The sequence below is a fragment of the Mesorhizobium sp. L103C119B0 genome, assembly GCF_000502235.1.
GTDB lineage: Bacteria > Pseudomonadota > Alphaproteobacteria > Rhizobiales > Rhizobiaceae > Mesorhizobium.
The window spans coordinates 167,442-189,292 of the sequence record NZ_AYXE01000011.1 but is presented as its reverse complement, the minus strand read 5'-3'; the positions used below and the strand labels follow the sequence as shown (position 1 = coordinate 189,292).

Annotated in this window: 23 protein-coding genes and 1 pseudogene; 18 read left to right on the top strand and 6 right to left on the bottom strand. The window is 61.3% G+C overall.

Annotated elements, in window-relative coordinates:
- Window positions 1-143 precede the first annotated feature (143 nt).
- The 3 genes from X728_RS1000000171655 to X728_RS1000000171645 all read left to right on the top strand — a co-directional run bounded on the left by X728_RS1000000171655 (window position 144) and on the right by X728_RS1000000171645 (window position 939).
- Entirely contained in the window at window positions 144-356 is a 213-nt protein-coding gene (locus X728_RS1000000171655; protein ID WP_245266167.1) for a hypothetical protein, read from the top strand.
- 113 nt (window positions 357-469) lie between these two features.
- Window positions 470-730 (top strand): prepilin peptidase, encoded by a 261-nt coding sequence (locus X728_RS1000000171650; RefSeq protein WP_245266166.1) that lies wholly within the window; start codon window positions 470-472, stop codon window positions 728-730.
- Window positions 712-939 carry a hypothetical protein gene (locus tag X728_RS1000000171645; RefSeq protein WP_245266165.1) on the top strand — a complete coding sequence of 76 codons (228 nt, stop codon included), beginning with the start codon at window positions 712-714 and terminating at the stop codon, window positions 937-939. Before X728_RS1000000171650 ends, X728_RS1000000171645 begins: the two co-directional genes overlap by 19 nt.
- 282 nt (window positions 940-1,221) lie before the next feature.
- Here the strand turns inward: X728_RS1000000171645 and X728_RS1000000169195 are convergent.
- Window positions 1,222-1,375: pseudogene (locus tag X728_RS1000000169195) on the bottom strand (winged helix-turn-helix domain-containing protein); the annotation flags it as partial.
- Window positions 1,376-1,584: 209 nt separating this feature from the next.
- On the opposite strand from X728_RS1000000169195, the gene X728_RS147245 reads away from it, so the two are divergent.
- Together X728_RS147245 and X728_RS147250 are read left to right on the top strand one after the other, a co-directional pair.
- Entirely contained in the window at window positions 1,585-1,800 is a 216-nt protein-coding gene (locus X728_RS147245; protein ID WP_023832123.1) for a hypothetical protein, read from the top strand.
- 542 nt (window positions 1,801-2,342) lie between these two features.
- Window positions 2,343-2,558 carry a DUF1127 domain-containing protein gene (locus X728_RS147250; protein ID WP_023832121.1) on the top strand — a complete coding sequence of 72 codons (216 nt, stop codon included), beginning with the start codon at window positions 2,343-2,345 and terminating at the stop codon, window positions 2,556-2,558.
- 627 nt (window positions 2,559-3,185) lie between these two features.
- Here the strand turns inward: X728_RS147250 and X728_RS1000000169190 are convergent.
- Window positions 3,186-3,362: a DUF768 domain-containing protein gene (locus tag X728_RS1000000169190; protein ID WP_023832119.1), complete on the bottom strand. Its 177-nt coding sequence runs from the start codon at window positions 3,360-3,362 to the stop codon at window positions 3,186-3,188.
- Between the two features lie 275 nt (window positions 3,363-3,637).
- A complete protein-coding gene (locus tag X728_RS147255; RefSeq protein WP_023832117.1) occupies window positions 3,638-4,639 on the bottom strand; it encodes a hypothetical protein in 1,002 nt (333 codons plus the stop codon).
- Between the two features lie 102 nt (window positions 4,640-4,741).
- Between X728_RS147255 and X728_RS1000000169180 the strand changes: the two genes are divergently transcribed.
- From X728_RS1000000169180 to X728_RS147295, 7 genes are all read left to right on the top strand, one after another.
- Window positions 4,742-5,134, top strand: a complete 393-nt coding sequence (locus X728_RS1000000169180) for a hypothetical protein (protein ID WP_245266164.1) — start codon at window positions 4,742-4,744, stop codon at window positions 5,132-5,134.
- Between the two features lie 58 nt (window positions 5,135-5,192).
- Window positions 5,193-5,396: a hypothetical protein gene (locus tag X728_RS10480; RefSeq protein ID WP_023832114.1), complete on the top strand. Its 204-nt coding sequence runs from the start codon at window positions 5,193-5,195 to the stop codon at window positions 5,394-5,396.
- Window positions 5,397-7,037: 1,641 nt separating this feature from the next.
- Window positions 7,038-7,514 (top strand): Hsp20 family protein, encoded by a 477-nt coding sequence (locus X728_RS147275; RefSeq protein ID WP_023824891.1) that lies wholly within the window; start codon window positions 7,038-7,040, stop codon window positions 7,512-7,514.
- Window positions 7,515-7,588: 74 nt separating this feature from the next.
- Window positions 7,589-8,098 (top strand): Hsp20/alpha crystallin family protein, encoded by a 510-nt coding sequence (locus X728_RS147280; protein WP_023714223.1) that lies wholly within the window; start codon window positions 7,589-7,591, stop codon window positions 8,096-8,098.
- Window positions 8,099-8,297: 199 nt separating this feature from the next.
- Window positions 8,298-8,936: an NADH dehydrogenase ubiquinone Fe-S protein 4 gene (locus X728_RS147285; RefSeq protein WP_348528162.1), complete on the top strand. Its 639-nt coding sequence runs from the start codon at window positions 8,298-8,300 to the stop codon at window positions 8,934-8,936.
- 203 nt (window positions 8,937-9,139) lie between these two features.
- Window positions 9,140-9,637 (top strand): 2,4'-dihydroxyacetophenone dioxygenase family protein, encoded by a 498-nt coding sequence (locus tag X728_RS147290; RefSeq protein WP_023752250.1) that lies wholly within the window; start codon window positions 9,140-9,142, stop codon window positions 9,635-9,637.
- 70 nt (window positions 9,638-9,707) lie between these two features.
- Window positions 9,708-10,445 (top strand): SDR family oxidoreductase, encoded by a 738-nt coding sequence (locus X728_RS147295; protein WP_245266163.1) that lies wholly within the window; start codon window positions 9,708-9,710, stop codon window positions 10,443-10,445.
- A 457-nt stretch (window positions 10,446-10,902) separates the two neighbouring features.
- On the opposite strand, the gene X728_RS1000000169170 is transcribed toward X728_RS147295, so the two are convergent.
- Both X728_RS1000000169170 and X728_RS147310 read right to left on the bottom strand, forming a co-directional pair.
- Window positions 10,903-11,475 carry a hypothetical protein gene (locus X728_RS1000000169170; RefSeq protein ID WP_196814988.1) on the bottom strand — a complete coding sequence of 191 codons (573 nt, stop codon included), beginning with the start codon at window positions 11,473-11,475 and terminating at the stop codon, window positions 10,903-10,905.
- 291 nt (window positions 11,476-11,766) lie between these two features.
- Complete coding sequence (locus tag X728_RS147310; protein ID WP_023745094.1) at window positions 11,767-12,861, bottom strand: mandelate racemase/muconate lactonizing enzyme family protein; 1,095 nt, start codon at window positions 12,859-12,861, stop codon at window positions 11,767-11,769.
- Window positions 12,862-13,048: 187 nt separating this feature from the next.
- Between X728_RS147310 and X728_RS147315 the strand changes: the two genes are divergently transcribed.
- From X728_RS147315 to X728_RS147340, 6 genes are all read left to right on the top strand, one after another.
- Window positions 13,049-13,798, top strand: a complete 750-nt coding sequence (locus X728_RS147315; protein WP_023832112.1) for an FCD domain-containing protein — start codon at window positions 13,049-13,051, stop codon at window positions 13,796-13,798.
- On the top strand, window positions 13,795-15,414 hold the full coding sequence (locus tag X728_RS147320) for a GMC family oxidoreductase (RefSeq protein ID WP_023672663.1): 1,620 nt from the start codon (window positions 13,795-13,797) through the stop codon (window positions 15,412-15,414). The genes X728_RS147315 and X728_RS147320 overlap by 4 nt, the downstream gene beginning before the upstream one ends.
- 103 nt (window positions 15,415-15,517) lie before the next feature.
- Window positions 15,518-16,498, top strand: a complete 981-nt coding sequence (locus tag X728_RS147325) for an ABC transporter substrate-binding protein (RefSeq protein ID WP_023832111.1) — start codon at window positions 15,518-15,520, stop codon at window positions 16,496-16,498.
- A gap of 60 nt (window positions 16,499-16,558) precedes the next feature.
- A complete protein-coding gene (locus tag X728_RS147330; RefSeq protein ID WP_023682466.1) occupies window positions 16,559-18,103 on the top strand; it encodes a sugar ABC transporter ATP-binding protein in 1,545 nt (514 codons plus the stop codon).
- Between the two features lie 53 nt (window positions 18,104-18,156).
- A complete protein-coding gene (locus tag X728_RS147335) occupies window positions 18,157-19,104 on the top strand; it encodes an ABC transporter permease (protein WP_245261913.1) in 948 nt (315 codons plus the stop codon).
- A 3-nt stretch (window positions 19,105-19,107) separates the two neighbouring features.
- Window positions 19,108-20,073: an ABC transporter permease gene (locus X728_RS147340; protein WP_023672667.1), complete on the top strand. Its 966-nt coding sequence runs from the start codon at window positions 19,108-19,110 to the stop codon at window positions 20,071-20,073.
- Between the two features lie 199 nt (window positions 20,074-20,272).
- Here X728_RS147340 and X728_RS147345 read toward each other — a convergent pair whose 3' ends face one another.
- On the bottom strand, window positions 20,273-21,673 hold the full coding sequence (locus X728_RS147345) for a Do family serine endopeptidase (RefSeq protein WP_023832110.1): 1,401 nt from the start codon (window positions 21,671-21,673) through the stop codon (window positions 20,273-20,275).
- Window positions 21,674-21,851: the final 178 nt, after the last annotated feature.

Sequence of the window (21,851 nt, the reverse complement as noted above, 5' to 3'; positions counted from 1 at the left end):
GACGGTCGGCGACGTCGAATACTATGTCTCGGACCAGGCCGCCGCCGAGGCCAAAAAATTAGTTCCGTGCGGAAAATTACGGCAATGCCGGCGCCCTGTTCTTCAAGGCGACGCAACTGGCCCCCAATGATGGTGGCGCCTGGATGGGACTGGCCGCCTCATGCGACCGGATCCATCGCTTCGACCTCGCCGATCGGGCCTATGGCCGAGCCTTCAAGCTGGTCCGCGCGACGCCCGAATATTACAACAATGTCGGCTATCCCTATCTGCTGCGCGGCAAGCTGCAGGACGCACGCGCGAATTTCCTCAAGCCTATGAGCTGGCGCCCAACGATCCGACCGTGGTCAACAATCTGAAGCTCCTGTCGTCCAGCGTGCAGGACCTCGAGCGGTAGGCTGTCTGCATGTTGCTAGTCGCATCGCTGCTATTGAAGGCGTTGGCCATCCCTCTGCTTGCAAGGGTTGCCTGGGTGGACTTCACCACCCAAAAGATATCCAACGCCATCGTGCTGCTGCTGCTCGGCTTGGGCTTAGGCTCGCTGCTGTTGGTGGCTGTTCAGTCCGGATCCTGGTGGGACATGGGCCTGAGCGTGGCTGCCGGCCTCCTGCTGTTTGTCGTGTTCTTCCCCTTCTGGGCCTTGCGCAAGGTGGGAGCCGGCGATGTCAAGCTGATGGCAGTCATGCCGCACTGGTCGGCGGCGCCGGCCTTGTTGTGTTTTCTCTGCTGCTGATGATGTTCGCCGTTGCCATGGCCGTGGTGGTGGTAAATCCGTTCCTGCTGCCGGCGGGCTCGTTTCGCGTCTATGTCCAGCATATGGACAGGAAGGGCGTCGTTGCTTTTGGCGTGCCGATTTCGGCAGCTGCGATTGGCGCTATCGGTTTCCAGATTTACGGGAGTTGGGTGGTGGCGGAGCAGCTCAGGAATCCTGGATCAGCTTAATTGAACCTCGGCAGTCCGCTTTGCTGCACGAAGCGCGCACCGCCGTAATCTTTGCCTAGTGCCGAACTGGCAGTTTATCTGCCTATTGAGGGTGCGCTATGATACAGGATTACCGGTCGACAGTTGCCTGGTTGGCGGCTGGATTGATTGTTGGTGCCGTGGCGTTCCCGTTTGCGGCTGTTGTCAACAGACCGGCGACACCAACAATTATCAGCGCCGAACCGCCACCGCTCCCAATCATGAAAAAGACGTTCGTCCGAAAATGGCGCCGTACATAGGCGATCACTGGTGCCTGTCCCCAATACCGCGTACCGTCTGCAGCCAGACCGGATTGGACGGATCGCTTCCGGCGCAGTCGGTTGATCTGGACGTCGATGGTGCGCTCGCCGACTTCCGAATCGTCACCGACAAGCTTATGGCGCGGCATGGTTTCGCCGACCCGTGCGGCCTTGGTGCGTACAGCCACCGGTGAAGTCACTTGGCTTGCGCTCGGTGAGCCGATGGCAAAATAGAAAAGCCCCCCCGCCGCCACGCGTCCGGGCAGTTTTTGCCCGTTCAGATCGATCTGTGAGGTTTGTCACAGACGCACCGACGTATCGACGTAGGCTACGTGCAGTTTCCTGCAGGGGTAAGGGAGTGGTCCCGATGCTTGTGAACCTTCCTATGCTTGTGAATCATCCTCTTGTCGCCGTTGCTCCCCTTGCCGACTGGATCCGTGATCGAGCCGAGCAGGAGGCGCTGTTGAAGGCAACGGACGAATTGAGCGAATCACCAGACGACGTGCTCAGCGACGTCGGGATTTCCCGTGACGACATCACGACGTTTGCGTTCCGCAGCCCGGCGTCGAGACGTAGGGGCTGAGCAATAAAAAGCCCGCCACTGTGAGGCAGCGGGTTCTCTTTCGGAAATGATGAGCTGCCCTACGGCCGGCCTTCATTGGGCGGGGTTGCGGATGCCTCTGGCCGGACATTCGACGTCATTGAAGCGAGGCACTCCTCCAAACGTTCCAGCCGCGCCTTCTGGCATCGCAGTGTGTGCGCGACGTCATGCAGCCTGGATTTACCCTGAGAGTTGGCGGCAGCGATCAAGTCTATTTGGAGCCGACTGATCTCGCTCCGCAGATCGCGTGCGTCAGCTTCCATCAGACCCCTGATCCATCCAGCCCCGCGCATTCCAGCACACCATCCACCGAGCCCTGCGTCGCACGATAGCAGCGAGTTTGCTAACAACGATGCCATGAACCTTCTCGAATTTTATGCATTGCTAATATAAAAAGCCCGCCACCGTCAGGCATCCGGGGAGTTTTTGCCCGTTCGGATCGGTCTGTGAGGTTTGTCACAGACGCATCGACGTATCGGCGTAGGCTACGTGCAGTTTCCTGCAGCGGTAAAGGGAGTGGTACGATGCCTGTGAACCTTCCTATGCTTGTGAATCTTCCTCTTGTCGCAGTTGGTCCCCTTGCCGATTGGGTCCGTCATCGAGCCGAGCAGAAGGCGCTGTTGAAGGCAACGGACGAGTTGAGCGAGTCACCAGACGACATGCTCAGCGACATCGGGATTTCCCGTGACGACATCACGACGTTTGCGTTCCGCAGCCCGGCGTCGAGACGCTGGGGCTGAGCAACAAAGAAGCCCGCCACCGTGAGGCAGCGAGCGCTGCAGTATGATGTCGCATCAGCTAGCGCTACCATCCATAGAAATGGACCGCTGCGCGGGAAGATAGAGCCCCCCTCTGTAGCGATCACGCAATTAACCATGTAGGCGCTCCCAAGCCGAAACTCAGGGAATCGCTCTTGAAGGCTCAAACGAGAGGACAAGCTAATACCGTTGAGAGGCGCGGGCATGGACGACGGTATGGGCGAGCATCTTGGGATTTTCGACCTTGACGCTTTGCGCAAGGCTTTCCTCGAGTTCGTAGAAGAGCATAAGACCACGGATCATCCTGAGTGGGCGAACTCGCCAAGCTGTTCCTCGTAAAACAACGAGAGCGGCACCAAGAACCGGACCCTACCCAGCCGGAGGGGTGAACGCACCAGCGCTGTGTGACCGGACGGCGCAGAAGCCATGACCAGAACAAACCGGGGATTCGCGGTTTCGATCTACATTTGATGGCATTGGCGTGGCGCTGGCCGGTTAGGTAAGCGAGCCCCTTGTCAGGCAGTCCGGCATGTAGAACATGACCGGCACGTCGGGGAAGCCTTCAGGCTAAGTCCGCCCTTTCGGCGCCACGAAGATTCACTTCGATAATCAATTCGAAGACGCTTTCAAGCTCGCGTTGATCTCGTCGGCAGGAATGCCGGCCTTCTCGGCAGCTGTCATCAACTGGTCTTTCAAGTCGCCAACCGAGATGGGGTCTCCCCGCGCCACAATGGGCAGTTGTTTGGCTACCCACTTATCGAGAAACTTCAGGCCACGGACACTCATTTGTTAGCAACTCTCCGCACCCGCCCGCGGCCGGATGACACCCGATCGCATAAGCGTGACGATTCCCTCCTATGACTTCCCGCATTCGGTTGTCGATTCGACTTCGAAGGCCGTGATCGGCCACTATGGAATTAGTCGGCCCGGTCACGCGCATCGACGGCGACAAGGTAGCCGTCAGCCTCCGGCCACTGGTGACTGTCGCCGCCGAGCACGTGCGCGTTGTTGAGAGCCATGTGGAGGTCGCCACGGCGAAAAAAGCCGACTGTTGACAAAGCCTAACGGCGCTGCTTGAGGAGATCACGCGTCATCAAATCGTTGATGGTATTACCCGACGCCACGGACGCCTCGGTGCCGCCGCCATTGACGGAGACATAGAGGTTCCCGCCTTCGTGGTGCCATGTTGTCACCACAGGCACGCCGGTCGAAATGGCAGTACTGGTAACCTGCCAAGGGTACGACACGAGAATTCGATCCTTGGACAATCGGCCCCCGGATAGAAGTGCCATTTGCAAATAACCAGCGTCGTCACCCCACAGGAAATCATTGTTAGCGGCGTTGCCTGCGCCAGTGTTGTTGGCATCGATGTAGCCCGAGCAGAGCACAAGCCGGACGACAGCCCCACGAAATTGGAGATGCTCGCGCCTATCAGTTGGCTGGTGATGCCGTTGAAATCGGCGCATGTCCGGCTGTTTGGACCTGCAGTTGTAACGGCCGGCTGCGCACTGGTGACCCAATCTTCTCAAAGTGCCGGCCGCCGCCGGTCTGGTCCTTGAAGGATCGATGCCGGGCGTCGGGATCTTCGCCCTGGAAGGGTTGTCGATGTTGGCTTCGATCTTCAGTGCTTCGAGCCTGCCGCTCAGACTCCGCCGAGCGTCGGACCTTTGCGGTAGGAATTTTCCGCCGCGACGAATTCCGAGGTCGGTCTCGGGAGCTTCAGTGCTGATCTGAAGTAAGCGGCGCTGGCCGTTTTCGAAGGGCGAGATATCTTGGCAGCGATGTTCATTGCCATTATGTCCATCGCAAACGCGATGCGTCCCGTCGCGTTTGTCACGTTGCCGAAAATATTCCCGCATAGCCGCGCTACGTCGGCTTTCCATCTGCCGCCGACGCGCCGGCCGAAACCTTTCCGATCTCTGGCCGAGAGCCTCGGCGGCAACCGCCGTCTCGACCCAATCTCCAGAACCCCGATCCTCGAACTCCGTTTCGATCTCAGCGACGAGCGCCGCTATTTGCGCGAGTTGGCGTCTGATCGCTGCGAGTTTGCGCACGTTGCTCATGGGCACGTCTCGATCGATGCCGGAACCAAAGTCGTTGAGCAAAGTTTCCTTACCGAAGGGCGTTTTAGGTTTTTGGAGAACTCGAAATGAAGACCATCATCCTTGGCGCATTGGCGCTTTGCTTGGCTGCACCTGCGGTCGCGTCCGCAGAAGAAGGCATCGTCGTCCAGACCCAGCCACATCACCACCGCCATTATTGGGACGACAACAATAACGACCGTGTGGTCGTCTATCGGAACGGACACCGTCTCCATCGCCGCCATCATGGCGAGCAGGCGTTTTACGACAATGGCGAGCGCGCCNAACGGACACCGTCTCCATCGCCGCCATCATGGCGAGCAGGCGTTTTACGACAATGGCGAGCGCGCCTGGCGCCGGCATCATCACCGGTCCAGCGACTTTGTGGTCACCGGATCGATCAACCGTCCGATGCATCACCGCCGTCACGTCGTCATTCAGCAGGACTACAACAGCGATTATGACACCGACTATTGATCGCAGTCTAACGGCCCGGCCTTCGACAAGAGCCGGCACCGGAGGGAGGGGTTTCGCCATGACGATGCTGTTTCAACCTTTGGACTTGGACGGTCACAAGCGCAGCGAGCTTTACCATGCGGCGCGGTTGTCGATGCTCCAATGTCGTGTGTTGACGCGCTTCGATCGGGTCGAAGAGGCTGCCGAAAAGGTGCAAGCAGCGGCTGAGTTGTTCGCTGAGGCGACTCGACCTGTCGGAAGCACTCAAACGCTCGGTATGTGAGCGCCAAGTCGGCGGCCGAACCGGCAGGCGGCAACGAGCGTTGCCTTTGCATGGTCGACTATCTAAAATCGGTACTGAAGGAACTGTGTCCTGCCTGGCTCATGCGGAAGGCGGGCGTCGTAGACGTTCCCCCTGTTGAGCAGCAGCCAGCCACAAGCGATCTAGTAGGTGCGGCGCCGCCGACGCGATATCGTGGGCCGGTGCGGTCCGAGCCTCCCGACCACAGGCCTAACGAGTCCATAAGCAAGCGCAATTCGGGCTGACCCGCGACGCAGAAAGTTCGAAAAGCTTCCAGGAACCCCAGGCAAACTGGACGACGCAAACGACGCAAACTGGACGCCGCAGACAACAATCAGGTTCACGGACATCCTGGTGAGCATTCGCATTGGAGCGGATAGTATCGTCGGCAAAAGAGGGTCCGAAAAGGCCTTTCGGCAGCTCCCTCGTAGGAACGAAAAAAGAAGAGAAGCGGAACTTGCGTGTGCAGTATTTGCACACGAACCCTCATAAATGTTTGATTTTATTGATCTATCTTTCCCATCCATCATCGGGGCCACGGCCACTCTATGCTCTTGATTTTTCAGCATCTGTTTAACATCATAACCTTAGAACCTGCCGCACACGCTGCGTCAGCGAGACCTTCCTGCAACGCGACGTCGCGCGGCGCCGGGGCACCGACACCAAGTCGATCGCAGTGAGACGCCGACAAAGCCCTGTTAGCGCGCCTGAAGCCTTCGGCGAACTCATCGACCTCCATATCGACGACATGTGCGATGTAGGCAAGTCCCCTCGCCGCTCCAAGGCCGCAGCCCTCGCTATGCTCCGAACATCTGGGGAAGTGCAGCATCGCCACCCTCGATCGCGAACGGCTCGTTCGCTTCGGTCGTGATCGAGCCGCCCAGGGTGCCGGACGATGAGTCTCGGTATCGACATCACCTAGGGAAAGTCGTTGAGCGTCGTTCCTGGATGATCTGCCTGGTCGTGATCGACAGCCGCTGGCGAGAGCCGCCAAACACGCATGAGATTGTCTGAAGCGGAGGACCATCCATGGAAGGACCCATTTCGAGCTATTTTGCATCGATTGAACCCGTGGGCCCCTGACGTTTTTCTGGACCGCTTGCTGCATCCGGCGCGGCATTTCAAACATCCCACGACGTTTTGGCCGATGTTGCCCTGGACGCTCAGGAGAAGCGCGCCATTCTTTCGTCATGGGCATCGGATGCCTGCGCCGTAGAATCCGTGCCAGCGCTTCGCATGCTGCCGCGAGCGGGTGAACCGGTCACCTTCGACACGATCATGGATGCGTTGCAACAGTTGGATCAATCGGATGAGCGTGCCGGTCCTGACTGCAGTGACAGCGCGGCAGTGGCCGCGTTCATACCATTCGTCGATCGGATTTAAGGGCGACGTCGTTGTTCTTGCGCCATGGACCCGTCGGCGAGTGACCCCGCCGGCGGAAGGGGTGGCATTGGTGCGTTCGCCCAGATTGCCGATGAAAATTTTCCTATTCTTGCTCTTGAAGGTGTAAGTCGCGATTCTAAATTGATGGTCGCCGGCAGCCTAATGGGGCCGGCAACACCAGGAGGCGGCAAGGCTCTTGGCGCCTTCTGTTGTCCATGTTGCTCAAAGGAGGATGTGGCTATGAAGACAAACCTCGATTTTACCCCTCTATACCGGTCCAGCATCGGCTTCGACCGCATGGTCGACATGCTTGAAAGTGCGAGCCGTGTGGCCTCGTTCGACAACTGGCCGCCCTACGATATCGCCAAGGTTGATGATGATCAGTATCGCATCACGATGGCGGTCGCCGGTTTCTCGCAGGACCAGCTGACCGTCACCCACCAGCCCAACATGCTGGTTGTGAGCGGGTCGCAATCCGGCGATGAGAACGGCCGGTATCTGTACCGTGGCATCAACGGGCGCGCTTTCGAGCGTCGGTTCGAACTGGCCGATCATGTCAAAGTCGAGGGCGCCAGCCTTGAGAACGGGCTGCTGAGCATCGATCTCAAGCGCGAGGTTCCCCAGGAGATGAAACCGCGCAAGATCGAAATCTCCAGCGGGGCTCCCATGCCGAAGATCGAGGCGCCCAAGGTCGAGACCGACAAGCTGGCCGCCTGAGCAATCCACCATGAAGGCTTTCGCTTGAGCCGGGCGTCCCGCCCGACTCAGAGACCTACAAAAGGAGAAAGACAATGAGCGTACGTGACTTGATCCCATGGGGCCGGGGCAACGGAAACTCGGCGCCCAGTCTCTTCCCCGACGGAGATCGAGACCCCTTCGTCTCCCTCCACCGGGAGGTAAACCGGCTGTTCGATGACGCCTTCCGCAGCTTTGGCGCCAGACTGCCGGCCTTCGGTCCCTCTTTCGCCGCCAATTGGCCGAGTGTCGAAATCTCCGACACGGACAAGGAAGTCCGCGTCACGGCGGAAATACCTGGCCTGGACGAGAGCGACATAGAAGTCCTGCTGGAAAATGGGGCGCTCAAGCTTAAAGGCGAGAAGCGTTCCGAGACCGAGGACAAGGACCGGCAGTTCTCCGAGCGCTTCTACGGTCGCTTCGAGCGCCTCATTCCGCTCGGCTACGAGGTTGAAGAAGACAAGGTCAACGCCGCCTTCAAGAACGGGGTGCTGACCGTGACGTTGCCCAAGACCGAGCGGGCGCAGGCGAAGGCCAAGCGGATCGCAATCAACGGGAAGAACTGACGGATGCAGTATGGGTGGCGGCCCTTACGGCCGCTGCCCGTGCGACCCTTCATAACGGGAGGGACAGGCAATGGAGACAGTTCAAAGCAGCGACAACAGAAACCTAACCAAGACGTCCGTCCGGCCGGACAATGACAATCGGCCTCGTCTAGACGGGCCGGCTTTGTCAATGGGACGGTCAGTGTTTCCGGAGGGCGCAGTGGCGCGGATCTACCAGCCCTGCCGCTCGGCCATGACCTCGGCAAAGCCCCACAGGGACTGGCGATTGGTCTTCGAACGCCGCACAGCCCCGTTCATCGAGCCGCTGATGGGCTATACCGGTGGCCGGGACACCCTGACCCAGGTTGAACTGAACTTTCCGACGCTGGAAGCGGCGATCCGTTATGCCGAGCGTCAAGGCCTCAATTACGTGGTGCAGGCGGCACCTCCTGCTTCCCCGGCCAAGATCAGGAGACAACATGTATCGGAGGAAAAACAGGCCTTTTCCGACCTGGTTTGGCAGCGGCTGCAGTTGGCTTGGCTCCAGGCAAGTCACGGCTATGGCGCCGGTGCACAGACAGCGCACATACAGACGGCGCTTTCGGAGCCCGAGACATTCTACGCCTCTCCGATGGAGGTCGTGGACGACCCGGTGCTCGCACCCGACGAGAAACGCGCCGTGCTCAAGAACTGGGCCTGGAACGAGTATCTGATCGACCTGGCCACCGCCGAAGGCATGCCGGAAAATGCACGCCCGTCGCGATTGGACGAGGTCGAACTCGCCTTGCTGGCCTTGGAAGTCCGCAACCGGGGCTTCCAGACCAGAACCAGCCCGGTGCACTCCCGGATAGCCGCATGATAAGGCAAGAAGGAACCCACTGATCGTCTTCGACGCCCAACGGACCATCCCGAAACCCTTCCCGCTTGCGGTCGCGGCAGCGGGCGGGCGCGCGCCGACAACTTTCCCAATGCGTGGGCGCCCGATTGCGCCTCGGCAGAACTCGGCCCAGTTGTTAGGATCGCGCTGATATGGACTCCAATGAATTGGCGACAGAGGTTCCTATGTATCAATCCTTCAACGGCTCCGCCCATCCCCTGGCACCGAAAGAGATCGCGATCGCTGCCGTCCCCGAAGACGAGCGTGTCTGGGTCCCACAGGCTAAGGGCGTGTGGTTCCGACCACTTATGCTCAACACAATGCAAGGCCAGTGGTGCAATCTGCTCCGCGTACGCCGGGCCGGGATATTAAGCCGTCATCTGCATCCGGCCCCCGTGCATGGCTATGTGATCAAGGGGCGTTGGCACTACCTTGAACACGACTGGGTGGCAGAGACCGGATCTTACGTTTTCGAGCCGCCCGGTGAAATCCACACGCTCACGGTCCCAAGCGACGTGCCCGAGATGATCACCTTCTTCAACATCTCCGGCTGCATGGTTTACCTGGACAAGGATAACAAGCAGATTGGTTTCGAGGACGTTTTCACCAAGATCGACATGTGCAGAAGCCACTATGCGAGCGTGGGTCTCGGGGACGATTTCGTCGATCAATTCGTGCGGTAGACATCCGCCCGTTTGTCTTCCGCTGCGGTAAGTTCGCGCTCCGCCACAGAGGCGAAACGAGGAGATCTTGGTGACCGATTCCACATGGGCGATGCCCTTCTTCGCGGGCAAGACCGTCGTCATTACCGGAGGCACGACAGGCATCGGAAACGGCATCGCCATGGCGTTCGCCGGGGCCGGGGCAATCGTCCACGCGACGGGGGCCACGGCCGCCGAGGTAGCGGCCGCTCGTGCATGCGGCACCCCCGTCTCGTATTCAGTACTCGACGTCCGGGACATGACTGCGGTCGAAGGATATTCCAGTCAGTTCACATCCGTTGCAGCGCTCGTAAATTGCGCAGGGGTAAACCTGCGCGCCGCCGAATTCACTGTCCAGGGTTTCGAAACGGTGGTCGATATCAATCTCACCGGCTCCATGCGGAGTGCGAGCGCGTTCCGAGGGGCACTCTCGAACGGGGGCGCCATCGTCAACATCGCCTCGATGTTCGCGTTTTTCGGCGCGGCTCATGCGCCGGCTTACGCCGCATCCAAGGGCGCCATCGTGCAACTTACCAAGTCGCTCGCCATCGCCTATGCCGGGGATGGCATCCGCGTAAACGCATTGGCGCCTGGCTGGATCGAGACCGCCATGACCGCCGCGCCACGGGCCGATCCAGCTCGCAACGCGGAATTGATGAAACGCACTCCGATGGGTCGCTGGGGTACGCCGGGCGACCTGACCGGCCCCGCCTTGTTCTTGTGTTCGCCGCTCGCGGGATTCATCACTGGGGCAATTTTGCCGGTTGACGGTGGCTATCTCATTGCGTGAGGCGTTGGCTATGCTGCGCGACCGATCTCCAAGCCTGTGTCGTCGAGATCAAGATCGAACGCGACCAATCGACCATGCCTGACCGCAATTGCCGCCACCAACTCCGCAAGCTCGCCATCCGTATGCTCGCAAAAAGCTGCCTGTTTCCTGACAATCGTGACCGCATCCCGGGTCGATACGACAGAGAACGGCCTCCGGGATCTCACGAATGATTCCGCAACCTCCGCGACGGATGAAGCTCGGTCAAAATTATCTTGCATACTTGCACCTCTGTACGACGCTAGCCCAAGCTCGGCCCGCGCAAATTGTTCCCATTGGCCTAATGCAGCCTGGTTGGCGTCCGGCTTGGGCTCCTTTGTGAGCGAAGGCCGGGAGCAACGCGACATGGCCGTCGCCGTCTGCCTTAGACAGTCGGCTGGACGCATTCGTCTCCGAATGCGGACACGGGGCCGGACGCCTAAAAACGAGGAGGATCAGATGTGTCCAAGCCGCTCGCCAAAGTTTCCGATCCTGGGACCACCGCAGTTCGGCGCAACAAGTCGCCGGGAGATCTGCTTGCTCGCGTTGATTGCGGTCGACTGACTCCTGGCTCATTCGCCGCCTCGCCGGCTGGCTCCGGTCGGCCGGCCTCGTCCGTCTTCGTCATCGCTGGCCGGCGGACGATCCAATCCACCAAACCGGCTTCGGTCTCCTCGCAGGCCACGAATTCGCGCACCAGACTTCGCGCCAGCTCGCGCCATTGACACTCGGGCACGTTCATCTCCGCGATCAGATCTCGGCATGCAGCGCGTATGATGTCGGCATCGAAGGCTGACACGGCGACAGGACCACGGTCTGCATTCTTTGCTCGAGCAGTGTCGTCGCCCTGACGTTCGCGAAAGCGCCTCAGCACCTCGCGCGATGCGGCGATCGCTTGTCGGGTTTGACTCATAGCCTCGTAAAATCCAACTTCGCGGACCAGTGAGCGGTGCCGCGATAGAATGAAGTCCTCCATAACCGCATGCGCAGTGTCCGTACGCGTTGCAACCATCGCCGCCTCCCTGCAGGCGCACCCAATGCTTGCAGCTTCTGCCGGTGTTCGGGCGGCCGCCTGCATTTGTCGTGTCGCTGCTATGATCGCGTGAGTTAAAGCCGGTGAAGCGTCGCTGCAATTACAAATGTAAGTGTGGCATCCGATAAGCGGTATGCCCGCTGGCTGCGGCGGCGGCGAATTCGTTCTTCAGACGGTCGAAGTCTTCCTGTCGAAGGGCTCTCCGCGTTGCCTAACGAGGAATCAGGATCCGGACAAAATGCATGCGGCCGTGCCGCCGTTCAGGGGGCGCTATTGGCGAAAATCCGCCAATTTGCGCCAGTCGAAGACAACGCCCACTCCAGGCTCGTCGGGTGCTATCGCCAAACCATCCTGAAGCCTAAGCGGCTCGGTGGTGTAAAGGTCAATATCGAAACTATGCGCCTCCACCCAGCCGGCATTTGTCTGACCTGCAACGAGACTGACATGAAGTTCCTGCATCCCGTGACTGCAGACCGGAATGCCAGCCTTGCGTGAGAGCGCCGCCACGCGCAGCCAGCCTGTGACCCCGCCGCAGTTGGAGGCGTCGGGTTGGATGTAGCTGAGATTCGACCAAGCGAAGGCATGCTCGAACTCCTCGATGACATGCAGGTTTTCTCCCATTGCCAGGGGCATTCCGGTCGCCTTGGCAATGCTGGCGTAACCCTCATAGTCGTCGGGTATGATGGGCTCCTCGAACCACAGCAGATCGTAGGCGGCGAATGCTCTCGCTGCCTCGATCGCTCGCGGGACGTCGAGCGCGTAGTTAGCGTCAACCATAAAGGTGACATGAGGTCCTATGCGCTCGCGAACTGCCTTCACCCGGGCCACATCCTCGGCCAGGTCGTCCTTGCCGACCTTGATCTTCACCCCGGTGAAGCCGCCATTGAGATAGGAATCGATGCTGGCCAAAAGCTGATCGAGGGTAAAGTTTAGGTCGATGCCGCCGCGATAGGCCTTGGCGCTCTTCCCGGCCCCGCCCGCCATCTGCCAAAGCGGCAGGCCGCTACGCCGGCCCTTGAGGTCCCACAACGCGATGTCGATCGCCGAAATCGCGAAAGAAGCGATGCCGCCGCGCCCGACATAGTGGATGTGCCAGAGCATGCCGTCGTAAATCGTGTCGATCTGCGTCGTGTCGCGAGCCTTGAGGAACGGCGCGAGGTCGTGATCGATCATTGCCTTGATCGCATAGCCGCCCCTGCCGCCGGTGTAGGTGTAGCCTGTGCCCTCGGTGCCGTCGGCAAGCCTCAGCGTGACGGTGACCAGCTCGAAATGCGTGTGCGCGCCGTGCTTGGCATCGGTCATCACCTCACGCAGTGGGACCCGGAACAGCCGGGTCTCGACTTCCTTGATTTCGGTGCGGCTCATGCTGCGCTCCATTCAGGTTTTTTCATCGGACCATAATTGCACCGGCAGCGCTGACTAGCAACAATGTGGTTGATCTTTCAGCGATTCTGAAGCCAGTCTGTCATTTTTGGTCCTACAAAAGCATCAAACCGCTTGTGCTTTGGTCCGATTTACCTTCTAATAACAGGACCATCTGGGAGGAAAAGGCTTGCTGGATACGGAAGAGCGTCCTGAGATGCCCGCGGCTATTCTCGCCGCCCGCGCGGCCGACGCGATGGTGGCCGGCATAGAGGCCGACATCACGTCCGGAAGGCTTGGCGACGGCAGCTACCTGCCGGCCGAGCGCGAACTGATGATCGAGTATGGTGTCGGCCGGGGCGTTGTGCGTGAGGCGATTGCGCGCCTGGCCAGCCGCGGCCTGGTGGAAGCGCGTCCGCGGTTCCGGCCCGTGGCGCGCCGGCCTGGCCTGGATGCCGCGCTCGGCGCCCTCGACGGCATTGTAGGACATCTGCTGAGCGACCAGGCGGGCGTGAAGAACCTCTACGACATGCGCGTCTTCCTCGAGGCGTCGCTGGCGCGCAACGCCGCCATCCATGCCCGCAAGGATGACGTCACAGCCCTGAGGGCGGCGCTGGCGATGAACGAGGCGGCCATCCCGGATTCCGAGAAATTCTATGCGACGGACGTGGCGTTCCACGCAGCGCTCTATGACATCGCGCGCAACCCGGTGCTGCCTGTCGTGCACAAGGCATTTACCGCATGGCTGTCGCCGCATTGGATGCGCATGCCACGGTCGCCCGAGCGCAACCGCGTGAATTTCCTCAGCCATCGTGAAATCTGCAAGGCCATCATTGAGCGAGATCCTGACGGCGCCGAGCGGGCGCTGCTCAACCACCTCTCGGCGGCCTGGGAGTATGTCCGCGGTACATTCGAAAGCCGTGAGGCGCCGGAAGCATGACGCAGTCCTACGACCATATCGTGGTGGGCGGCGGAGCAGCCGGCTGCGTCGCGGCGGCAAGGCTTGTCAAAGCGGGACGGCGAACCCTGCTGCTGGAGGCCGGCCATTCCCATCATCATCCCTTGCTCGACATGCCGCCCGGCATCTTCAAGATGATCAACGGCTCGAAATTCATGCGCTATCACCGCACCGAGCCGCAGGCCCATCTCGACGGCCGCGTCCATGAAATCTCGCAAGGCAACGTGCTGGGCGGCGGCACCTCGGTCAACGCCCAGGTCTACATGCGAGGCCGCTCGGCCGATTATGAGGAGTGGGACGAACTGCTGCGCGGCAACAATGCCGGCGTGCGCTGGAACTGGCAGGCGGTGCTGCCGCATTTCACCGGCATGGAGGGAAACAACCGCCTCGGCGGCGAACTGCATGGCAGCGAAGGTCCGCTGCTGGTCTCGGATCCAGGCCACATCGATGATGTTTCCCGTTGGTTCGTCCAGGCCGTCCAAGGCCTTGGATTGCCGTACAACCATGACTTCAACGGACCGTCGCAGCGCGGGGTCGGCTTCTACCAGTTCATGAACCGGCGGGGAAAGCGCAGCAGCGCCGCCTATGCCTTCATCGAGCCGCTGACGAATGATCCCAAGCTGACGCTGAAACTCAATTGCACAGTCAGCCGGCTGCTGATCGAAAACGGTCGGGTCACCGGCGTCGTCTATTCGGATGCGTCGGGCGCCGAGCATACCGTCCATGCAGATGCCGACGTGATCGTCTCGTCCGGTGCCCTCGTCTCGCCGAAACTGCTCATGCTGTCCGGCATCGGCCCCGCCGAGGCGCTTGCCGGGCACGGCATTTCCTGCGTCGCCGACCTGCCCGGGGTCGGCGAAAACCTGATCGACCATCCGGAGGTGCCGATCATCGCCACCGCAAACGGCCCATACGGCTATTTCAGGCAGGGCCAAGGCTGGAGGATGATCAGGAACGGCCTGCATTTCAAGCTCTTCGGCACCGGCACGATCCTGTCAGCGGGGGTGGAGGCCGGAGCCTTCGTCAATCCGGCCGATCCCGAGGGCGAACCGACGATCCAGGCCTTCTGCGTACCGCACGTCTATCTGGACCGCGATATCCTGACCTTGGTCGAGAACACCTATGGGCTTACCGTGACGACAGTGGTGGTGAAGCCAAAGTCGCGCGGTTTCGTGAGGCTGCGTTCGGCGGATCCGAAGGACATGCCGATCGTTTCGCCGAACCTCCTTAAACATCCCGACGACATGAGGGAAATGATCTCCGGCCAGCGTTATTTCCTGCAGGTTTTTCAGACCAAGCCGCTCGCCGATCGGGTCAAGGCCATTGCCGTGCCAAGCCAGGATGATCTCAGCGACGAAGCCATGACAAAGCATTGCAAGCGCTTTGTGAAGACCAACTACCATCCGGCCGGGACATGCCGGATGGGCTCGGACAGCGACCGGATGGCGGTGCTGGACGCGGCGCTGCGCGTGCGCGGAATAGACAATCTGCGGGTTGCCGACATGTCGGCCTGCCCCAACATCAATGCCGGCAATACGGCGGCGCCCGCCATGATGCTGGGCGACCGCTGCGCCGACTTTATTTTGGAGGCGGCATAGCGCCGGATCCAGCTTGCCGACGGCGTCATCGCCGAAGCCGTCTGGGCCGATATCGTGAGGAAATTACACAGTCGCTGAAAGCGACAATAAAGGAGGAAAGAGCATGATCATTACCCGTCGAAAACTACTGGTTGGCTCCGCCGCCGGCGCGGTCGCGCTGACACTCGGCTCACGCGCCTTCGCGGCGCTCCCGCCACTCGCCAAGAAGGACAAGTACAAGGTCGGTTTCGCCCAGACGGAAAGCAACAATCCGTGGCGCCTTGCCGAGACCAAGAGCATGCAGGACGAAGCCGCCAAGCTCGGCCATCAGCTGGTCTACACGGATGCCGCCGGTTCGTCGGCCAAGCAGGCCTCCGACGTGAACTCGATGATCGCGCAGGGCGTCGACGCAATCTTCCTGCCGCCCCGCGAAGACAAGCCCCTGGTGCCGGTCATTCTTGCCGCGCGCGATGCCGGCATACCGGTGTTTCTGGTCGACCGCGACGTTGATCACACCATGGCCAAGCCGGGCGAGGATTATGTCTGCTTCATCGGTTCGGATTTCATCGAGGAGGCGACCCGCGTCGGCGAATGGCTGGTCAAGAACGCCAATGGCAAGTCGAAAATCATCGAGCTGGAAGGCACGACCGGAGCCTCGGCCGCTACCGACCGCAAGAAAGGCTTCGACGATTTCATCGCCAAGCACTCGCAGTTCACCATCCTGGCATCGCAGTCCGGCGACTTCGCCCGTGACAAGGGCCGGCAGGTCGCCGAGACGCTGCTTCAGGCGCACCCTGATGCGGATATCATCTACGCGCATAATGATGAGATGGCGCTAGGCGCCATCGCCGCTTTGGAAGCAGCCGGCAAGACCCCGGGCAAGGATGTGCTGATCTTGTCGATCGACGGCGAGAAGGAAGGCGTCCAGGCGATCATTGACGGCAAGATCGGCGCTATCTGCGCTTGCAGCCCGCTGTTCGGGCCGAAGGCCTTCGCAACGATGGCCGACTATGCGGCCGGCAAGAAGATCCCGCCGTTCATCAAGAACGAGGATGCCTTCTTCGACGACACGAACGCGAAGAAAGACTTCGATATTGCGTTCTGATATCCACTTTCTTTCCAGTTGCCCTACCCGCTTCGGCGGGTAGGGTTTGGGAGTTTGACGATGACCGCTCAGCCGGACCAAGCCGCGCTGCTCCTGGACATGCGTGACATCCAGAAGCGTTTTGCCGGCATCCCTGCCCTGGCCGATGCCTCGCTCCAGGTGCTTCCGGGCGAGATCCACGCACTCATCGGCCAGAACGGTGCGGGCAAATCGACACTTATCAAGGTGCTCACCGGCTATTACCGCCGGGATGCGGGGCAGGTGCTGTTCGAACGGAAGCCGTTCGAAGTTGGGTCTCCGCATCAGGCGCAGGTCAGCGGCATCAGCACCATCTACCAGGAGATCAATCTCGTACCGCTGCGCTCGGTGACCGAGAACATCTGCCTTGGACGCGAGAAGCGCCGCCGCGGCCTGCTCGACTGGAGCGCGATGCATGCGGAAGCCGAGCGCCTGCTCAGCCGCTTCTCGATCGGCATCGACGTGCGCCGCCCGCTCAGCGATTTCAACACCGCCACGCAGCAGATGGTGGCGATCGCCCGCGCCATCGGCTTTTCCGCCCGCCTCGTGATCATGGATGAGCCGACCTCCTCGCTGGACGAGCGTGAAGTCTCGGTCTTGTTCAGCGTTATCCGTCAGCTCAAGGCCGACGGCGTCTCCGTTCTGTTCGTCAGCCACAAGCTCGACGAGTTGTATGAGGTCTGCGACCGGGTCACGATCATGCGTGACGGCCGCACGGTGCGAAGCGCGGCGATGAGCGACATCGGCAAGCTGGAGCTGGTCGCGGCCATGCTCGGCCGCGACGTCGCAGCCGTCGAAGGCCATGCGACCGCGTTCGGTGAACGCGATCGGTCGAGGATCGGTGATGTGCTGTTTACCGCGCAAGGGCTGGCGGCCGGCCAGTTAGTGCGTGACGTGAGCTTCGACCTGCGCCGCGGCGAGATCGCCGGCTTTGCCGGCTTGCTCGGCGCCGGCCGCACCGAAACAGCCCGCCTCGTATTCGGCGCCGACCGCCGGAGCGCAGGCGAGATGACGATGGAGGGCGCGTCCTACCATCCCGCACGTGCCGCTGACGCCATCGCCGCAGGGATGGGCTTCTGCACTGAGGACCGCAAGGCCGAGGGCATCGTGCCGGAAATGACCGTCGCGGAGAACATAACACTGGCACTGCTGCCGAAAATCAGCCGCAATGGCATCCTGAACGAGGCCCGGCAGAAGGAGATCGTCGAGCGCTTCATTCGTGAACTCGACATCAAATGCTCGGGGCCTAACCAGAAGGTCCGCGAGTTGTCGGGCGGCAACCAGCAAAAGGTGCTGCTTGCCCGCTGGCTGGCAATGAACCCGAAGCTGCTCATTCTCGATGAGCCGACGCGCGGCATCGATGTCGGGGCCAAGGCCGAGATCCAGCGCCTCATCCGCAAGCTTGCCGATGACGGGCTCGGCGTGCTGATGATCTCCTCGGAACTCGAGGAAGTGATGGAAGGAGCCGACCGCATATTCGTGCTGCGCGAAGGAGTGAGGGTGGCCGAACTGGAAGGCCAGGCAGCCAACGAGGAGGACGTGCTCGCGGCGATGGCGCATGGCGGCGCGGCGAAGGAGGCAGCGTGAGCGATCTGGCCACACCATCCGCAGCCAACGACGCTGGAAACCGCCGCTTTGATGTGTTCGGTTTCCTGGCGCGCTACGGCACGGTGATCGCGCTTGTGCTGCTGGTGGTCTTCAACCTTGCCTATACGCGCAATTTCGCGACGCTGCAGACACTCAACGTCAACCTAACCCAGGTCTGCACGATTGTGATCGTCGCGGTGGGGATGACCCTGGTGATCGCCACCGGCGGCATCGACCTGTCGGTTGGTTCGCTGATGGCGATCTCCGGCGCATTGGCGCCGATGATCTTCATGGGCACGATCTTCCCGGTCGGAAACATCTGTCTGGCGGTAGCCGTCGCGATGGTTGCCTCGATCTTCGTCGCCGGCCTGTTCGGGTTGTTCAACGGCTGGTTGGTCTCGCGCTTCCGCATCCAACCGATCGTCGCAACGCTCGTGCTGTTCATCGCCGGGCGCGGGATCGCGCAGGTCATGACCAACGGCAATCTGCAGACCTTCCGCGTGCCGCAATTCCAGTGGATCGGACTTGCCCGCCCGCTCGGCATTCCCGCGCAGGTCATCATCATGGCCGTGCTGGTTGCGGCGGCCGCTTGGGCCCTTCACCGCACAGTGTTCGGGCGAAGCATCCTGGCGGTCGGCGGCAATGAAAAGGCCTCTGAACTCGCCGGCATCGCCGTATCGAGGATCAAGCTCGCCGTCTATGCGATCAGCGGCCTGTGCGCGGGGCTAGCCGGTCTCGTCGTCATTGCGATCAACTCCTCCAGCGACGCCAATCTCGTCGGGCTGGGCATGGAACTCGACGCCATCGCGGCGGTCGCGGTGGGCGGCACGCTGTTGAGTGGTGGAAAGGCCACAATCATCGGCACCCTGCTGGGCGCTCTGACCATCCAGTTGGTGCGCTACACGCTGCTTGCAAATGGCGTGCCCGACGCCGCTGCGCTCGTCGTCAAGGCCGGCATCATCGCATTCGCCGTCTGGCTGCAGCAGCAACACCGGGGGTAATTCATGAACAGCGCCAGACTGGTTCGCATCATCGGCACCTATGGTGTCGTCATCGCGCTTGCAGCCCTCGTCCTGTTCGGATTCCTGCGTTACGACCGCTTCCTCGGCCTCTTCAACGTGATGAGTGTTCTGCGCTACAACTCGATGTTCGCGCTCGTCGCGCTCGGCATGTGCTTCGTGATCATGACCGGCGGCATAGACCTGTCCGTCGGCTCCGTCGCCGCCTTGGGCAGCGTCGCGTCGGCCCTGGCGAGCCCGCACGGCATCGTGGCAGGCCTTGCAGCGGGCGTTGGCGCCGGCCTAGCAGCCGGGCTGATCAACGCGCTCCTGGTTACGCGCGGCAACCTGATGCCTTTCATCGCCACGCTTGCCACCATGCTGGCCGCAAGCGGCTCGGCGCTGCTTCTGGCCGGCAACCAGACCGTTTCGGTGTCTTACGATTCGGGTTTCACCGCCATCGGCCAAGGGAATTTCTGGATTTTCCCGATTCCGGCAGTCATCGCCCTGGTTGCCTATGCCGTCGGCTCAGTGGTCCTGAACTACACCAGCACGGGACGGACGGTGCTGGCCATCGGCGGCGGCGAGGATGCCTCGCGGCTGATGGGGCTGCGCACTGACCGCGTCAAATTTCTCGTCTATGTCGCAAGCGGGTGCCTGGCCGGGCTCGCCGGCGTCGTCCTCGCTTCTCAGTTCGGCGCAGGCCAGCCGATCGAGGGCGTCGGCTGGGAGCTGTTTGCCATCGCAGCCGTGGTCGTGGGCGGGACGCTGCTGACCGGCGGCTCGGGCTCGGTGTTGACCACGCTGGCCGGCGTGCTCTTGCTCGGGATCCTTTTCAACGTCCTGAACTTCGAAAACGGCATGGGTTGGATTTCGCTGTCAGCCTACTGGCAGTCGGTGATCCGCGGGCTGTTTTTGCTCGTCGTCGTCCTTCTCCAGGCACGGCTTACGGCAAGGCGCGAAACTGCCTGAGGATGGCGAGCACACTCGAGCACGACGAGCTCAAAAGAGCTCTGACGCTGCAGAATAAGTGCGCGTTGCGCGCCTGGCCAATGAGCGCATCCCGCAAACTTTCTGCGGCGATGCTTCCCCGTTGCACCTGGGCTCCGGCGCCTTTGGAGCGGATCCGCAAGCGGATCGTGGTGCAGTCACATGGCCGTCCTGGAGACGGTCATTTCCCGGCGACCGCCACGAACACGGACTGCCCCTGCCTTTCCAGCCGAAACAGGATGGGCTTGCTCTGCCGGCGAGAGTTCGCCCACTCCTCGACGATATCCGAAGGCTCCGTCACGCGGCGATCGTTGGCCGATATGATGACATCGCCCGGCTGCAATCCGCTCCGGGCGGCAAGGCCATCGGGAACCACTTCCACGACGAAGACGCCGGTCGTTCCTGATTTGATGCCGAGCTGCTGACGCGCCTGATCCGGAATCGGGCTGAGCGATAGGCCGAGGCCTTCTGCCGCCGACTTCTTGTCGGGAACAGCGCCGGTCTTCACCTCCGCATCCTTGCGCTCACCGATGACAAGCGCGATCTCCTGGTCCTTGCCGCCGTTACTCCGTGTCAGAGTGGCCTTGCTGCCAGGCTTCTGGCTAGCCGTCGCAAGCGTGAGGTCATGGACACCCTCAATGCCTTTGCCGTTGAACCGGGTGATCACGTCACCCGGCTTCAAGCCGGCTTTCTCCGCCGGGCTGCCGGGCTCAACCGAAGCAACCAGCGCGCCCTTGTCATCCTTAAGCCCGAGGGCCTCAGCCAGCGACGGCGTGATGTCCTGCAGGCGGACCCCGATGAAGCCGCGCTCGATCCGGCCGGTTCGGATCAACTGGTCGGCGATGCTCTGGGCGGTACGCGATGGCACCGCAAACCCGATTCCGATGCTGCCGCCCGACGGCGAGACAATGGCGGTGTTGACGCCGATCACCTCGCCACGTGCGTTGAACAGCGGACCGCCCGAGTTGCCTCGGTTGATCGACGCGTCCGTCTGGAGAAAATCGTCGTACGGCCCGGCTTGAATGTCTCGCGAGCGGGCCGAAAGGACGCCGACAGTGACTGTCCCTCCGAGCCCGAAGGGACTGCCGATCGCGATTGTCCATGCGCCCGGCTGCATTGCATCCGAGTCGCCCCATTTGGTCGTGGTCATGTTGGGCCGCGGGTCGACCTTCAGCACCGCTATATCGGTGGCGGGGTCACGGCCGACCAATTGCGCCGGCGCCGTTTCCTTGTCGGAAAATACGACATGGATCTCTGTCGCATCGGCAACGACATGGTTGTTGGTGACGATGTAGCCGTCGGCACTGATCACAAATCCGGAGCCAAGCGCCTCCCTCACCTGCGGCTGAACGGGTCCGAGGCCCTGGCCGTCGAACGGACTTGTAAAGTCGCCCGCCGTCGTCTGGTCCTGGACAACCTCCCGGGTCGTGATCGCGACCACGGCCGGCAATTTCTGCTGGATGATCGCTGTGAAGTCGGTCGGGGTATCCTGGGCCAGGACAGGCGCCACGCCACTGGCCGAGAGCATCAGCGCAATCGCGATCAAGCGCGTTGCAAATCGTCTTTGCATATCGTGAGACATTGCTGGACCTCCTGCCGGACAGCCCCGGCCGCTCGGCCGCGCCGCGCGGAGCCGGTGCTCCGGACGCTAGAACTGCCAACAAAGCTGTTTGTTTCAGCCCCCCGGAAAAATGGCACGGCCAGGAAAAATAGCCCGACCGCGGGGGTCCGGAAGGCAGCAGCCGGGAACCATTGAGGCC

What these genes read in the sequence shown, in the direction of transcription:
- X728_RS10480 (WP_023832114.1), top strand. Translation starts at nt 5,193, where the DNA reads ATGACGATGCTGTTTCAACCTTTGGACTTGGACGGTCACAAGCGCAGC.
- X728_RS1000000169170 (WP_196814988.1), bottom strand. Translation starts at nt 11,475, where the DNA reads ATGGTTGCAACGCGTACGGACACTGCGCATGCGGTTATGGAGGACTTC.
- X728_RS1000000169190 (WP_023832119.1), bottom strand. Translation starts at nt 3,362, where the DNA reads ATGAGTGTCCGTGGCCTGAAGTTTCTCGATAAGTGGGTAGCCAAACAA.
- X728_RS147345 (WP_023832110.1), bottom strand. Translation starts at nt 21,673, where the DNA reads ATGTCTCACGATATGCAAAGACGATTTGCAACGCGCTTGATCGCGATT.
- X728_RS147255 (WP_023832117.1), bottom strand. Translation starts at nt 4,639, where the DNA reads ATGAGCAACGTGCGCAAACTCGCAGCGATCAGACGCCAACTCGCGCAA.
- X728_RS147280 (WP_023714223.1), top strand. Translation starts at nt 7,589, where the DNA reads ATGAGCGTACGTGACTTGATCCCATGGGGCCGGGGCAACGGAAACTCG.
- X728_RS147275 (WP_023824891.1), top strand. Translation starts at nt 7,038, where the DNA reads ATGAAGACAAACCTCGATTTTACCCCTCTATACCGGTCCAGCATCGGC.
- X728_RS147310 (WP_023745094.1), bottom strand. Translation starts at nt 12,861, where the DNA reads ATGAGCCGCACCGAAATCAAGGAAGTCGAGACCCGGCTGTTCCGGGTC.
- X728_RS147290 (WP_023752250.1), top strand. Translation starts at nt 9,140, where the DNA reads ATGTATCAATCCTTCAACGGCTCCGCCCATCCCCTGGCACCGAAAGAG.
- X728_RS147320 (WP_023672663.1), top strand. Translation starts at nt 13,795, where the DNA reads ATGACGCAGTCCTACGACCATATCGTGGTGGGCGGCGGAGCAGCCGGC.
- X728_RS1000000171655 (WP_245266167.1), top strand. Translation starts at nt 144, where the DNA reads ATGGGACTGGCCGCCTCATGCGACCGGATCCATCGCTTCGACCTCGCC.
- X728_RS147330 (WP_023682466.1), top strand. Translation starts at nt 16,559, where the DNA reads ATGACCGCTCAGCCGGACCAAGCCGCGCTGCTCCTGGACATGCGTGAC.
- X728_RS147325 (WP_023832111.1), top strand. Translation starts at nt 15,518, where the DNA reads ATGATCATTACCCGTCGAAAACTACTGGTTGGCTCCGCCGCCGGCGCG.
- X728_RS147340 (WP_023672667.1), top strand. Translation starts at nt 19,108, where the DNA reads ATGAACAGCGCCAGACTGGTTCGCATCATCGGCACCTATGGTGTCGTC.
- X728_RS147245 (WP_023832123.1), top strand. Translation starts at nt 1,585, where the DNA reads ATGCTTGTGAACCTTCCTATGCTTGTGAATCATCCTCTTGTCGCCGTT.
- X728_RS147250 (WP_023832121.1), top strand. Translation starts at nt 2,343, where the DNA reads ATGCCTGTGAACCTTCCTATGCTTGTGAATCTTCCTCTTGTCGCAGTT.